This window comes from Flavobacterium hungaricum, from assembly GCF_015182285.1.
Lineage (GTDB): Bacteria > Bacteroidota > Bacteroidia > Flavobacteriales > Flavobacteriaceae > Flavobacterium > Flavobacterium hungaricum.
This window is the reverse complement of record NZ_PRDM01000005.1, coordinates 108,552-122,487: the sequence shown is the minus strand read 5'-3', so window position 1 is coordinate 122,487 and position 13,936 is coordinate 108,552. Positions and strand designations below refer to the sequence as shown.

General features: G+C 34.3%; 13 protein-coding genes. 6 read left to right on the top strand and 7 right to left on the bottom strand.

The window, feature by feature from the left end; translation table 11 throughout:
- Window positions 1-231 precede the first annotated feature (231 nt).
- The 4 genes from C4F50_RS19960 (at window position 232) to C4F50_RS19945 (ending at window position 4,554) form a co-directional block, all read left to right on the top strand.
- On the top strand, window positions 232-678 hold the full coding sequence (locus C4F50_RS19960) for a hypothetical protein (protein ID WP_194140410.1): 447 nt from the start codon (window positions 232-234) through the stop codon (window positions 676-678).
- A gap of 3 nt (window positions 679-681) precedes the next feature.
- On the top strand, window positions 682-1,440 hold the full coding sequence (locus tag C4F50_RS19955) for a sensor histidine kinase (protein WP_194140409.1): 759 nt from the start codon (window positions 682-684) through the stop codon (window positions 1,438-1,440).
- On the top strand, window positions 1,406-2,125 hold the full coding sequence (locus C4F50_RS19950; protein WP_194140408.1) for a LytR/AlgR family response regulator transcription factor: 720 nt from the start codon (window positions 1,406-1,408) through the stop codon (window positions 2,123-2,125). Before C4F50_RS19955 ends, C4F50_RS19950 begins: the two co-directional genes overlap by 35 nt.
- 158 nt (window positions 2,126-2,283) lie before the next feature.
- On the top strand, window positions 2,284-4,554 hold the full coding sequence (locus C4F50_RS19945; protein ID WP_194140407.1) for a cation:proton antiporter: 2,271 nt from the start codon (window positions 2,284-2,286) through the stop codon (window positions 4,552-4,554).
- A gap of 371 nt (window positions 4,555-4,925) precedes the next feature.
- Here the strand turns inward: C4F50_RS19945 and C4F50_RS19940 are convergent, their stop codons facing one another.
- The 3 genes from C4F50_RS19940 to pyrH form a co-directional block, all read right to left on the bottom strand.
- Complete coding sequence (locus C4F50_RS19940; RefSeq protein WP_194140406.1) at window positions 4,926-7,421, bottom strand: DUF5686 family protein; 2,496 nt, start codon at window positions 7,419-7,421, stop codon at window positions 4,926-4,928.
- Between the two features lie 118 nt (window positions 7,422-7,539).
- Window positions 7,540-8,103 carry a ribosome recycling factor gene (gene frr, locus C4F50_RS19935; RefSeq protein ID WP_194140405.1) on the bottom strand — a complete coding sequence of 188 codons (564 nt, stop codon included), beginning with the start codon at window positions 8,101-8,103 and terminating at the stop codon, window positions 7,540-7,542.
- A gap of 153 nt (window positions 8,104-8,256) precedes the next feature.
- Window positions 8,257-8,964, bottom strand: coding sequence for a UMP kinase (pyrH, locus tag C4F50_RS19930; RefSeq protein ID WP_194140404.1), 708 nt, complete (start codon window positions 8,962-8,964; stop codon window positions 8,257-8,259).
- 186 nt (window positions 8,965-9,150) lie between these two features.
- Here pyrH and C4F50_RS19925 point away from each other — a divergent pair, with 186 nt between their 5' ends.
- Both C4F50_RS19925 and C4F50_RS19920 read left to right on the top strand, forming a co-directional pair.
- A complete protein-coding gene (locus C4F50_RS19925) occupies window positions 9,151-10,374 on the top strand; it encodes a DUF4272 domain-containing protein (RefSeq protein ID WP_194140403.1) in 1,224 nt (407 codons plus the stop codon).
- Between the two features lie 122 nt (window positions 10,375-10,496).
- Window positions 10,497-11,114 (top strand): thioredoxin family protein, encoded by a 618-nt coding sequence (locus C4F50_RS19920; RefSeq protein WP_194140402.1) that lies wholly within the window; start codon window positions 10,497-10,499, stop codon window positions 11,112-11,114.
- A 387-nt stretch (window positions 11,115-11,501) separates the two neighbouring features.
- On the opposite strand, the gene C4F50_RS19915 is transcribed toward C4F50_RS19920, so the two are convergent.
- The 4 genes from C4F50_RS19915 to C4F50_RS19900 form a co-directional block, all read right to left on the bottom strand.
- On the bottom strand, window positions 11,502-12,059 hold the full coding sequence (locus C4F50_RS19915; protein ID WP_228012093.1) for a hypothetical protein: 558 nt from the start codon (window positions 12,057-12,059) through the stop codon (window positions 11,502-11,504).
- Window positions 12,060-12,066: 7 nt separating this feature from the next.
- Window positions 12,067-12,762 carry a tRNA pseudouridine(55) synthase TruB gene (truB, locus tag C4F50_RS19910; RefSeq protein WP_194140401.1) on the bottom strand — a complete coding sequence of 232 codons (696 nt, stop codon included), beginning with the start codon at window positions 12,760-12,762 and terminating at the stop codon, window positions 12,067-12,069.
- On the bottom strand, window positions 12,762-13,559 hold the full coding sequence (locus C4F50_RS19905) for an undecaprenyl-diphosphate phosphatase (protein ID WP_194140400.1): 798 nt from the start codon (window positions 13,557-13,559) through the stop codon (window positions 12,762-12,764). Before C4F50_RS19905 ends, truB begins: the two co-directional genes overlap by 1 nt.
- A 112-nt stretch (window positions 13,560-13,671) precedes the next feature.
- The gene (locus C4F50_RS19900) at window positions 13,672-13,926 is read right to left on the bottom strand and encodes a DUF3098 domain-containing protein (protein ID WP_194140399.1); all 255 of its coding nucleotides are present in this window, start codon (window positions 13,924-13,926) and stop codon (window positions 13,672-13,674) included.
- Between the last annotated feature and the right edge of the window lie 10 nt (window positions 13,927-13,936).

The following is a 13,936-nucleotide window of genomic DNA, read 5'->3' as shown; positions in this document are numbered from 1 at the left end:
ATGTAGTGAAAAGCGCTCGTAATCTTAAAACAAACGATTCTATTTTACTTAATGTTAACACTTATGCCCCTGATTCAAAAAAAACTAGAATTTGACTTATTCTGATCTTTTAATCATGAGCTTTTCTCATATTTGCAGTTAATTTTAAAGAAGCAGCCAAAAACCAAAGATTTAAAGGATCAAAGGGATTTTTCTCAGCGTAATTCTAATTTTATAAAACAAATTAATTAAATGTATTTGAAGCATATAAAAGTTATAACAATTGCAGTAAGTCTATTGGTCTTGGGGATTTCTTTGACACAGAATGTGCTTGTTTTTAGTTTTAATAATGAAATAAAAACGGCAGCATCTTTTGATTATTTTTTTATGGGAGCAATTGCTTTGATGGGAGGCGGCACGCTGGAGCAGATTATTTGGCTGGCCAATCCGTTATCTTTAATCGCGATCAGGCAATTAGTAAAAAATGACGGTAAAGCGGTTTGGTATAGTCTTATTGCCCTTTCTTTAGCCATTTCTTTTTTCTTTTGGAACGAAATTTTAGGCTCTGAAAGTGGCAGCATGGCCAAAATTATTTCCTTAGAACCAGGTTATTATCTTTGGGTATTGAGTATCTTACTGCTGACAATTGGAATTTTTATTAATTTTAGAACATCATTAAAAACAATTTTACAATCTTAATAAATGCAAGAAAACACTACGACAACTTTTATTTTTTTAGCCATTATTTTTCTTTTGGTAATCATTATTGGATTAATGGTTTTTCAGTTAATGAAAGCCAAAAAATCGAAAGATGATGCTGAAGAAAGTTTTTTTGCGCTTGAAAGAAAAGTAAATGATCTTCAGTTAGAAACTTTAGAATCAAAACTAAACCCGCATTTGTTTAAGAATATTTTAAACTCGATTCAGTCGCACGCGTATCAGACTTATTTTGCTTTAGATAAATTGGCGAATGTTTTGGATTATATTTTATACGAAAGCAAAAAGAAATTTGTAACGGCAAAAGAAGAAATTGATTTTGCGATGAATTTAATCGAAATCAATAAAATAAAAATCAGTCCGCTTTTTGAGCTGAAGGTTAAGAAAAACATCAACGAAGAAGATAAACTTTACGAACAGCCTTTGCTTGCGCCGCTGATTTCGATAGATTTAATAGAAAATGCTTTTAAACATGCCGACCTTCAAAGTGCCGATGCTTTTATTTCGGTTGTTTTTGAGTTCAAAGACAATGCTTTTTTTATGACTGTTTCTAATAAAATCTCGGATAAAAAAGTATTAAAAAAAGAACGAAGCGGTTTTGGCCACAACACATTAGAACATCGCTTGAGAATTATTTATAAAAATAATTTTAAACTCGATCGTTTTGTTGAAAACGACGTTTACATTGCTCACTTAAAAATTGATTTACTTGAATACAAAACTGAAATGCTTACTGCTGGATGATGAACTTCCGGGATTAACGTATCTAAAAATGCTTTGTGAGCAGATCCATGAAGTTGAAATTGTAAAAACGTTTAACAACCCTGAAAAACTCCTGGCCGAAATTCCTGAACTCGATTTTGATCTCTTGATTTCTGATATCGAAATGCCCGGAATTGACGGACTTAATCTTGCGTCTCAGCTGCAGGATAAATTGGTGATTTTTTGTACCGCATACAAAGACTACGCTGCCGAAGCTTTTAATATTGATGCTGTGGACTATATTACCAAACCTGTAAAATTAGAACGGCTGCAAAAAGCGGTATCTAAAGCTATTGAGCGTTTTAATAAGCCGGAAACAGTCAAGAAATTTATACAGTTAAATACTGACAGAGGAAAAACGCTGTTGTATTTCAGTCAAATTCTCTATATAAAAACAGCGGTTGGAGATAGTCGTGATAAAACAGTGCTCTTGGAAGACGGTAGTTTTTTGAATCTAAAAAACATTAAATTTGATACGCTCCTAGAAGAATTGCCAGACGCTTATTTTTGCCGTGTCAATAAAAAAGAAATCGTTGCGGTAAAAGCAATTAAATTTTTTAATCATAACGAAATTGTACTGCATCATTTAGAAAAAAATGATAAAAACACAACGATTTTGCTGAGCGAAACGTATCGTTCTGATTTTTTGAAAAAGGTAAAGATGTAAATTTTTCAGCTGCGAGAAGGAGTGAAGTCAAAGTTTCCCGTTTCGAACTTATTACAAAATTTTTCCATCTTATTACATAGTTTGAAAATTAGGTTTAAAATTGCTTTTTCACCTAAAGACGACTTCTGATATTTGCTTCATAATTTTAAAAAATGGTTATGAATAACTTTAAAAACTCCTTATTTTACATTACAGTAATCGGTGGATTTACTGCTTTAATATATTGGGTAATTTCGCAGGGAGCTTCACTTGAAGTGGGACGAAATGTAGCGGTTAAACAAGTAGAAAGTAATCACTGGAATGATTTTCTGCATTCGATGATCGATAATTTACAGCATCCGTTAGCGATATTATTAGCGCAGATTGTGACTATTATTTTAGTTGCCCGATTATTCGGCTGGTTTTTTAGAAAAATCGGACAACCGTCTGTAATAGGAGAAATGATTGCCGGAATTGTGCTGGGGCCATCTTTGGTCGGAATGTACTTTCCAGAGTTTTCAGCAGCATTATTCCCAAAAGAATCTTTAGGAAATCTTCAGTTTTTAAGCCAGATCGGTTTAATTCTTTTCATGTTTGTAATCGGGATGGAATTAGATCTGAAAGTATTAAAAAATAAAGCCCACGATGCTGTTGTAATCAGCCACGCCAGTATTGTAATTCCGTTTGCTTTAGGTTTGGTTTTAGCTTATTTCATTTACGGAACTTTTGCCCCAGAAGGAGTCGCTTTTTCTTCCTTCGGATTATTTATGGGAATTGCAATGAGTATTACAGCATTTCCCGTTCTGGCAAGAATAGTGCAGGAGCGAGGGCTTCAAAAAACAAAACTGGGTACCATCGCCATAACCTGTGCGGCTGCCGATGATATTACAGCGTGGTGTATTTTGGCTGTTGTAATCGCGATCGTAAAAGCAGGGTCGCTGGCAAGTTCTTTTTATGTAATTGGTTTAGCAATTTTGTATGTGATTATCATGTTAAAAATTGTTCGCCCGTTCTTAAAACGTGTAGGAGATTTAAATTCGACCCGCGAAAGTTTGAACAAACCAGTAGTGGCGATTTTCTTTATTACACTTTTGATCTCAGCTTATGCTTCAGAATTAATCGGAATCCATGCTTTATTTGGAGCTTTTCTTGCTGGAGCGATTATGCCGGAGAATAATAAATTCAGAAATATTTTTATTGAAAAAGTAGAAGATGTCTCAATTATTGTACTGCTTCCATTATTCTTTGTTTTCACAGGTTTAAGAACCCAGATTGGTCTTTTGAACGATCCTGAATTATGGAAAATCACAGGAATAATAATCGCAGTTGCTGTAGTCGGTAAATTTTTCGGAAGTGCTTTGGCAGCTAAATTTGTCGGCCAAAATTGGAAAGATAGTTTGGCAATTGGAGCTTTGATGAATACTCGTGGTTTGATGGAGTTAGTCGTGCTGAATATCGGTTACGATTTAGGAGTTTTGTCTACAGAAATTTTTACCATGATGGTAATTATGGCGTTGATTACAACTTTTATGACAGGTCCGGCTTTAGATTTTATTGGTTTTATATTTAAAGATAAAATCACAGCGATACCTCAGGAAATAGGAAATAAAAGTAAATACAAGATTCTGCTTTCATTTGCTACACCTGAAAAAGGGAAATTACTTTTGAAAATCGCGAATAGTTTAGTCAAAAAACAAGGTGATAATTCGATTGTAACAGCGATGCATTTATCTTTAAGTACCGAAGTGCATTCTTTTGACATAAAAGATCACGAAAGAAAAATGTTAATGCCGGTAATAGAAGAGTCCGAAAAACTAAATCAAAATATGGTAAGCCTCTTTAAGGTTACCACCGATATTGATACTGATATTATTGATACAGCAAATCATGGTGAATATGATTTATTATTAATCGGTTTAGGACAGTCTATTTTTGATGGAACGCTTCTTGGTAAAATATTAGGTTTTACAACCAGAATTGTAAATCCAGATCGTCTTATTGACAAGTTTACCGGAAAAGAAGGTTTGTTCGAGAATTCTCCTTTTGATGAAAGAACACGTCATATAATTGCAAAAAGCAAAATGCCAGTTGGTATTTTTATTGATAAAGATTTTGAAGAATTAAATCAGATCTTTATGCCGATTTTTGATAAAGAAGATGCGTTCTTAATTGATTATGCTAAGAAATTAATCAATAATAACGGTTCTCAAATTACGGTTCTAGATGCCGGAGGGCAGGTAAAAAACATGAGAGAAATTCAGGAAAGTATTCGCTCTATCGAGCAAATCGCTCCAAATCATATTATGGTGATGAACGACAGAACAATTAAAAAAGAGTTTCTGGAAACGCAGAATTTAATGATCATCAGCCTAGAAAGCTGGAAGAAATTAATCGAATCTCAAAGTATCTGGTTGAACAATACACCTTCTGTTTTGATTTTGAAACCATAAAAATTTTTAAAATTTTCAATATTTAAAAATCCAAATTCCAAATTTCTGGGGTTTGGATTTTTTTGTTTTTGCCACAGCGATTTGAAAAGAGATTTGAAGGTGCTTTTTTAGAATCGTAGAGATGCAAAGCAACGGCTCACGTAATTTGTTTACCGCAAAGATATTTTGCCGAGATTTCGTTCTATTTCGCACAGAGATTTATTAGAGTGACCTTTGTCAAAGTTTTAAACTTTTACAAAGATTTCTAATGTACTTCGGCTTTTTGTAATTTCGATCCCGAGGCTTCGGGAGAGAAATCTCCACGAGTAACTCCACAATAAATATCCAATCTTTGTCCCGAAGCCTCGGGATAAAAAATTTGGAATTAACTCTTAAAGTCCCAGATCAATCACATAAGAAATCTTAACCGCGATATTATCTTCAAACTTCAATAATTGATTAGGTCCATAACGATAGAAACCGCCCAAACCAAAACCTTTGTAGATTTTATTTAATTCAATCCCTGATTCAAAAAAACCTTTGTTCAGTGTTTTGTATTCTGGACCAATATGCTGCTCTGGATTTTCCATATTTCCCCAAGCCATTCGAGTTACCAAAACCAAAGACGGACGAACTTTTTTCATGATTTTAATTCGGTCAAAACCATGTTTAATTTGAAACATAAGATATTGGCTCGAGAAAAATTCATTAAAAAACATCGTTTCAAAAGCGTTTCGTCCGGCAAAAGTAATACGCTGAACAACCGTTTCTTTTGTTAAATTGTTCGGAGAAGTGTTGTACAAATGGGTAAGCGGTACATCTCCCATAGCATATCCTGCCTGCAGCAATAGACTCGTTTTTTGACGGTTCAGGTATTTTTTCTCATACTCGGCCTTAAAATCGATTTTGGCGAAAGTAAAATCGTTTGCAAAAACATTCGGAAGCGACTGCGTATATTGAAAAGTAAATCTCGGGAAACGCTTATCGGTTTCATTTCTGCCCGTTGGAGTCTGCATAAAATCACTAAAAGGCGCCCAGACCAATGACAGCATAGCAGTTGTCATAATATAACTCGAGTACTGTTTTCCGTTTAGATTAAATTGGTAATCAAATTTTGGCTCAATATAATTTCTGGAAATTTCTAAAACAGCTTCGGTTTTTGGGATAATTTTAGATTGAATATTACCGCGCCATCCAGAGTATTCATAAAAAGTACTGATGTTAATCGGTCTGGGATCATAAATCTTAAAAACACGTTTATCTACTGCAAAAAGCGTACTTGCGATCTCACGAACATCGTCGGTATAGTAACCGTTAAACCATGTATTACTATGTTTGTCCAGCAAAACCCCGCCTCCCAGACTGTATTTGAACGCACCATCTTTTGTACCGTAAGCCGTATAACCTTCGATTCTGAATTTTTTCGAGAAACGATCATTAGTAATCCCGCCTAATCCAAGTCGGAAACCTTCGTAATTATTATAACTGATTATTTTTTTTAAATCCAGATCAACAGGACCGATAGGATAAAATCCATTAAGAATTTTTCGGCCGATTCCCAGACGTTTCTCTATTCTATTGCTTACAGAAATACTGTCCAGAAGCACATACGTTTTTTGGCTCTTCTCGTCGAGATTTTCTTTGCGGTAAGCTTCCCAGAAGCTTTCTGGTTTTTGTGCAGCATCGTCGTTGATTTCGATATAAAGAGAAGGGTTTTTTATGGGAGCCGCAGGATTGACACGAATGTCAAAGCTGTTACTCTCTGAAAGCAGATACGTAAAATCGGAAGCTGCTTTTGGCCTGCGTTCAAAATTTTCCTTGACATCACCATCAAACTGAATGGTGCCGCCTAGAATTTTAATGTCATCGTCATTTTTTCCTTTTACAATTTTGAAAGTCGTGTTGCTTTGAAACCATATTTTTTCTTTCGGAATATATTCAAATTCATGAACCCCGCTAATGTCCAAAACACCTTTTATTCTCATGACAGCTTTAGCAACTGCAAAATTTTCTTTATCAATATATAATACCCCTTCTAATCGGGATGCTTTGCGTTTTCTCTTTGGCTTAAAATAAATCATGTAAGCATCACGGCCCTTAATACTTACAGTATCCAGCAGTTTGTATGCATAACTTGATGGTGCATTGTTTGAAATTGGGTTTTCATATTTTGTTTCAAACAATTCATACTGCGGATCGTATATCGAAATAGACTGAAGATTAAATGCAATAACCTCATAAATTGGCTGTTTGAATCCTGCCATTTTAGTCCCCAGAATCGTTTCTTTTAATTTGTTGTTCCCGAACTGATACTGCGAAACTTTTTCTGTTTGAAATAAATGCTGTCTGCTTATGATTCCTTTGAATTTGTAATCAGAAGAATCAATATTAATCGTTTTCTTATCTAGATTTTTGTAAGCAGCAGACGAATCAATTCGGCCGCCTATAGAGTCTGGATTAGCCGTTACAATAAGTTTATTGTATGTTTTATATTCAAATGCATTTAGTTTTTTCTGAGGATCGTTTAATGATTTGCTCGCAATTGCTTTTCGAATTATGGTGAGCGCTGGGTTTTCATTAGAAACTACGACTTCTTTTAAGTCATCTGTTTTCTGTAAAAGCGAAACAGCATAAAATTTTTTATTAGGAATTAAAGCGATTGTTTTAGTCTGAAAACCAATATAAGATACCGTTAAGCTTGAAGCCGATGTGCTGATTTTGAAAATGAATTTCCCATCAACATCCGTAATAGTATTGTTGTTTTCTGAAGTAGTAATGGTAGCAAACGGAAGTGGATTATTATTTGAATCAGTTACGATACCGTTTATTTGAAATTGCGCTTGAAGTGTCAGCGTAAAAAACAAAGTCAAAAAACAAAATAGCTTCATACAGAGTAATATAGTTTCAAAAACGAAAAGGGTTTAATTTTCGTATGCAAAAATAGCAATAAAAAAATCCGTCTGATACAATTAACCAGACGGATTTTTATTTTATTGTAAATCTAACTTACACTTTCATGATTTCAGCCTCTTTTGCGACTAATAATTCATCTATTTTTTTGATAAAAGCGTTTGTTAAGTTTTGAACTTCATCTTCTGCAGATTTACAAATATCTTCAGAAGTTCCTTCTTTTTCTAATTTTTTGATGTCTGTATTCGCGTCTTTACGAGAGTTACGAATTCCGATTTTAGCATCTTCAGCTTCAGATTTTGCTTGTTTTGCCAAATCGCGGCGACGCTCTTCTGTTAATGGCGGTACGCTGATAATTACCATATCACCATTGTTCATTGGGTTAAAACCAATGTTAGCGATCATAATTGCTTTTTCAATTGCCTGCAGCATATTTCTTTCGAAAGGCTGTAATGTAATTGTTCGAGCATCAGGAACACTAATTTTTGATACTTGAGAAAGCGGCGTTGCAGAACCATAATAATCTACAAAAACACCTCCAAGCATTGCTGGAGAAGCTTTTCCGGCACGAATGTTTAGAAATTCTTTTTCTAAGTGTGCAATAGTACCATTCATTGACTCTTCAGTACTTTCTAAAATAAAATCTATTTCTTCAGTCATTTTTTTAGATTTTTAGATTTTTAGGCGATTTATTTGAAATAAAATAGAACGTCTAATTTACTAACGAATATAATTTAATTTTTAAGATTGCTTATCAATATTTATAGAATTCAGAAAATCTAAATTGTCTAAAATTCTACTATTCTAGGCAGTCTAGATATTTACTACAGTTCCAATATTTTCTCCTTCGCAGATTTTCAATAAGTTTCCAATTTTGTTCATATCAAAAACTACGATCGGCAGTTTATTTTCCTGGCTTAGCGTAAATGCTGTAGTATCCATTACATTTAATCCTTTTTTCAATACATCATCAAAAGAAATAAAGTCAAATTTTACAGCAGCAGCATTTTTCTCAGGATCAGAATCGTAAACACCATCAACACGAGTTCCTTTTAGAATAACATCAGCATTAATTTCGATACCTCTCAAAACCGCTGCAGTGTCAGTTGTAAAGTACGGATTTCCTGTTCCGGCTCCAAAAATTACAATTCTTCCTTTTTCAAGATGGCGGTCTGCTCTTCTTTTAATGTAAGGTTCCGCAATGGATTCCATTTTCAAAGCAGTCTGCAGACGTGTTTTCATGCCTTTGTCTTCAAGAGCGCCTTGCAATGCCATTCCGTTTATTACCGTTGCAAGCATTCCCATATAGTCGCCTTGTACTCTGTCCATTCCTGCACTTGCCCCTGCAACGCCTCTAAATATATTTCCTCCTCCGATCACAATCGCAATTTCTACCCCTTTGCTATGAATCTGTTTGATTTCATCTGCATATTCGGCTAATCTTTTCGGGTCAATACCGTATTGTAAATCACCCATTAGCGCTTCGCCGCTAAGTTTTAGAAGAATTCTTTTATATTTCATGTGTGTGTTGCGTTAATTTGTGCAAATATAGACATATTCTCATTTTTAAAAATAATGTTTGTAAAAATAATTTCTCTCTATATTTGAATAATGTTTTTTGTTTTTGTAAGAATTGGTTTAAAGGTACTGCCGTATGTAAAAATGGAAATAAAAAACATAAAAAATAGTAATTGAAAACTTTAAAATATGATTTGTACACTTTATTCACACCAAATTGGTTTTGAAAAAATTGTTGAGACAATCCAAAGCACTTATCCTAAAGCTGCTGTTGAAATAAGTACCCAAGCTGAATCTCAAACTGCCGAAGTAGAAATCAAAGGAGGTTTCCTGAGTTCTGGAAGTAAATTTACGATACAATACCGCCAGAGAGAAGAACCGTCTTACCAAATTCCAGACACAGACAATTGTTCGCTAACCGGAAATCTTAGAGGTTTGTATGGATATGTAGATTCTTTGCCATCAAAAAACGAAAAAATTAAGACTTTGTTTCTGCGTAAGATAGAGACTTTAAATTCGGAGTTTTCAATTAGTCAGGAAAAGGGACAAACCAAAGATTTAAAAGAGCTGATCCAAAAACTGGCGGCAGATTTTGATGCCGTTCTTTTTGTGCAGCCCAAAACCATAATCAGTAAATCTGACGGACAGCATTTTTTAGACCGAAATCTCGATTTACTGCTTGATACTGATGGACATTGTGATGTTGAAAGTCTTGAAGTAAAAATCAACAGTATTTATTACGATAAGCAGCCTGCTGAAATAACGGAACAACAAAAGAAATGGAAAGCCGACAGCGAAAAAATTCTGGAAGAAAGAGCTGTAAAAATCAATAAATACCTGCCGTTTATAGAAGCAGAAGAAGAGGTTGAATTGAGAACTCCGCAAGAAATTGCAACGCGTATCTGTATTCTGGCAATGACCAACTTAGTTGCCTTTAGTTCCATTTCAAATGAAGAAGCGGCTGCGTATTTGCAAAACTATAACTTGTGGGACTTTGTTACTCCAGATGAAAAAGATTTTCTGGCAAATCCGACAGAACAGAAAAAAAGCAGCGAGTCATGGAAATGCGAATGCATTTGGGTTTTGATGTACGCACTTAATAAAATAGAGGATCTTGGTTTTCCGGATGTTTTGTGCAGTTTAAATGATATTCCAGAACAGGACTATCCGGTTGGTCCGCATAAAGATCCTAATGATTTTATCAATTCGAATTTTAATGCCAGGAGTAAGGATGAAATACTAGCATTAAATGATTTGTATTACAGACTGGATTGGGCTTGTGTTGATGCAAGAATAAATGGAGAAGAAATGACAGAGGTGCATCCTGGGGTTGTGTATGAGCGCCATTATGCCTTAAACTGGCTGATAAATTATGGAGGAGCAGATTGGGATGATGTTACGTGCGATACCTAGAATTTATTAATATATCAGGAGTGATGACTTTTGTCTTAAAAGCGATGTTTTTATTATGACAAAAGTCATAATCCTGTGTTTGTAAAATTGCTTAAATTTATCGTACTCAAAAAGAAAAAAATATGAAAAGCATCGTAGCCAAAACATTATTCAGTACGCATTCCTATATTGAATACAGAAAACTAGTAAGCGATCTCTTGTCTGAAGGAAAATCTACAGGAAATGAACAGTCTGAAAGTTTGACGAATTACTCCAAACTGAATGAAGCGAGAATGAACAGGCTGGACAAAACCATCGCAATTGAAGAAGTGATTGCGCATAAACTTCAGAATTTGGAGAATCATTACATCTGGCTTGTGCTTTCTGAGGGCTGGTGCGGCGATGCAGCGCAGATCCTTCCAGTTTTAAATAAGATGGCGCTGAGCTCCAACAAAAAGATTGATCTTAGAATTGCACTTCGTGATGAAAATAACGATTTGATGAACCAATATTTGACAAACGGAGGAAGAGCAATTCCTAAAGTACTTATTATTTGCAAAGAAGCCGGAATTGTTCGTGCCGACTGGGGACCAAGACCTACAGGAGCTTCAGAATTAATGACAAATTACAAAAGAGATTTTGGAGTTATTGACGAAAAAATAAAAACAGATCTGCAGTTGTGGTATTTAACGGATAAAGGTATTTCGGTACAGCAGGAACTAGTCGGAATCATGGAAAGCATAAAGTACAACAGGTTATAATTAATTTAGAAAGTACTTTGATTCAGGATTTTTTTAAGTTAAGTTATTGAGAAACAAACAATTTGATCAAAAAAAATATCATAAAGTGTTTTTATATTAATTCTAATTTTGTAACTTAGTAAATAGAAACCCACTTCTATTATAACTTTCTGATTTACTCTTTGTATTGGTGTTTATTTAATGTTTAATAATTAAAAATACACTATTATGAAAAAGTTATTCGAAAGATTTTATGATTTCTTTTCTATGTTTTTATTCGGAGGGAAAAATGTGCCTCACTATTAACTCAGGAAAATAAGTATGAACTAATTTTACTTATTTACTTAAGGAAACACGGCACATTACTCCATAAAAAAGTAATGTGCTTTTTTATTTTTAGAAAGAAAATTAATCTTCTTGGGACTTGTAGCTAAAGAAATCTGTTAAGGTTACTCCAAAAGAAATACTTCCTATGCTTTTTTCATCGTGAAGACGAAAAGCATAATCGCTGATTTCTGCAAAAAGGATAAAATCATCAGAACCAATTCCGAGTTTTAGTTTTTTATATTCTCCGTTTAAGTTGCCGCGACCCAGAGCAAAACCTTTTCCGTAACCTGCTTGAAGCATAATTCTAGTTTCGGGACCGACTTTTGGACTTAATCCGAAATTTAAATATACAGGAACCGCAACAAGTTTACTGTCCCATTTCCAGTCTAGTCCGCTATGAATTCCGAAAGTAAGCCATTTTCGATAATGAACTCCATATCCGATTTTTGATCCTAAACCATTCGGAACAAAAAAAGCATTTGAAGAAGTAGATTCAGGATAATTTGAATTATCTCGATCTGGATTTCCTGTAATAGATACAGCGATGTCAAATTGCGTGTACGTGAATTTTGTTACTTGACCATTAATAAATAAATTAAAGAATAAAATAAATGCAATAGTCAGTAAAATTCTTTTCATACAAGATTTATTTTTTTAGGAGTTCTTCTTCAAACAAAGTAATGTCAATGGCGTTTTTTACGTCGTATTCGCCAATTCTAGTGCGTCTTAAAACGGTTAAGTGGGAACCTGAATTCATCGCTTTTCCAAAATCATAAGCCAAAGATCGAATATAAGTTCCTTTTGAGCAGACTACTCTAAAATCTACTTCAGGCAATGCTACTCTGGTGATCTCAAATTCATGAATAGTTGTTTTTCTGCTTGCAATTTCTATTGTCTCTCCAGCACGCGCATGTTCGTACAAACGAACACCGTCTTTTTTAATAGCCGAAAAAATAGGTGGTTTTTGGTCGATTTCGCCCAAAAATTGTTTTACTGTTTCGTGAATTAAATTTTCGTCGATATGTTCTATTGGGAAAGTCTGATCGATTTCGGTTTCTAAGTCGTACGATGGAGTAGTGGCCCCAATATAGAAAGTTCCGGTATATTCTTTTGCCTGCCCTTGTAATTCAGAAATTCTTTTGGTGAATTTTCCAGTGCAGATTAATAAAAGTCCAGTTGCAAGCGGATCTAAAGTTCCGGCGTGACCAATTTTGAACTTTTTTGGAAGTCCGACTTTATTGATCAAAAGGTATTTTAATTTATTGACAGCTTGAAACGAACTCCATTTTAATGGTTTGTCAATCAATAAAACTTGTCCGTCTAAATATTCTTCAGGTGTCATTATATAATGGTAAGCGGGTGAATGAAAAAGTGAATCAATAATAAAACGATTCCAGCAATAATTCTATAATATCCAAAAACTTTAAAACCGTTTTTAGTCAAAAATCCGATAAAAGTTTTGATCGCTAAAAGCGCTACTATAAAAGCAACGATGTTACCAATAATAAGCAGGTTTACTTGGTCGTGAGACAATTCAAAACCATCTTTGTAATAGTCGTAGCATTTTTTTGCCGTTGCGCCCAGCATAGTAGGAACGGCTAAGAAAAATGAAAATTCAGCAGCAGAAGTTCTGGTCAGCTTTTGTGACATACCGCCGACAATGCTGGCACCGCTTCGAGAAACTCCCGGGATCATGGCCAAACATTGAAATAAACCAATTTTTAAAGCTTTAGCATACGTGATTTCTGTTGAAATTTCTGGATCGTTTGGTTTATTAAACCATTCGTCTACTTTCAATAAAATAATACCTCCAAGTAAAAGAGAAACGGCTACCGTTACAGGATTTTCTAATAAACCGTCAATAAAATCGCTTAATAATAATCCTAAAACAACGGCAGGAATAAAAGCGACTAAAAGTTTAAAATAAAAGTCAAGAGTCTGAAAAAATCTTTTGAAGTACAAAACGACTACCGAAAGTATTGCACCAAGCTGAATCACGATCGTGAAAAGTTTGGTAAAATCATCATGTGCTATTCCGAAAAAAGAAGAAGCAATGATCATATGTCCAGTCGAAGAAACCGGTAGAAATTCTGTGATTCCTTCAATAATAGCAAGAACAATAGCTTGTAAAGTATTCATTAAGAATTTTAGATTTTAGATTTTAGATTTTAGATTTTAGATTGTCATCCCGAGCGATCCCGAGAATTCGGGAGAAGGGCATACTAATCTAGATCTTGATAATCTGAATTATTTAGTTTTTTTTGAAAATAGAAAAAATGGTGATTCCGAAACCTAATAAAACAGTTGTCGGTGCCAAACGTATTCTTCTAAAGTTGAAAATTTCTTCGTTAAAAATATTCGGATCTTTACTTCCGCCGCCAGACATTAAGATAAATCCGACTGCAATAACAGCAATTCCGATCAAAAGAATTTTGTAATTGATCTCGTCAAAAAGAAATTCTTGTTTGGACTGCGGCTGTTGTTGGTCTTTATAGTTGTTTTTCATTTTTATTTTT

Coding starts and splice junctions, on each gene's coding strand:
- C4F50_RS19960 (WP_194140410.1), top strand. CDS start 232: ATGTATTTGAAGCATATAAAAGTTATAACAATTGCAGTAAGTCTATTG.
- C4F50_RS19955 (WP_194140409.1), top strand. CDS start 682: ATGCAAGAAAACACTACGACAACTTTTATTTTTTTAGCCATTATTTTT.
- C4F50_RS19945 (WP_194140407.1), top strand. CDS start 2,284: ATGAATAACTTTAAAAACTCCTTATTTTACATTACAGTAATCGGTGGA.
- C4F50_RS19940 (WP_194140406.1), bottom strand. CDS start 7,421: ATGAAGCTATTTTGTTTTTTGACTTTGTTTTTTACGCTGACACTTCAA.
- frr (WP_194140405.1), bottom strand. CDS start 8,103: ATGACTGAAGAAATAGATTTTATTTTAGAAAGTACTGAAGAGTCAATG.
- pyrH (WP_194140404.1), bottom strand. CDS start 8,964: ATGAAATATAAAAGAATTCTTCTAAAACTTAGCGGCGAAGCGCTAATG.
- C4F50_RS19925 (WP_194140403.1), top strand. CDS start 9,151: ATGATTTGTACACTTTATTCACACCAAATTGGTTTTGAAAAAATTGTT.
- C4F50_RS19920 (WP_194140402.1), top strand. CDS start 10,497: ATGAAAAGCATCGTAGCCAAAACATTATTCAGTACGCATTCCTATATT.
- C4F50_RS19915 (WP_228012093.1), bottom strand. CDS start 12,059: ATGAAAAGAATTTTACTGACTATTGCATTTATTTTATTCTTTAATTTA.
- truB (WP_194140401.1), bottom strand. CDS start 12,762: ATGACACCTGAAGAATATTTAGACGGACAAGTTTTATTGATTGACAAA.
- C4F50_RS19905 (WP_194140400.1), bottom strand. CDS start 13,559: ATGAATACTTTACAAGCTATTGTTCTTGCTATTATTGAAGGAATCACA.
- C4F50_RS19900 (WP_194140399.1), bottom strand. CDS start 13,926: ATGAAAAACAACTATAAAGACCAACAACAGCCGCAGTCCAAACAAGAA.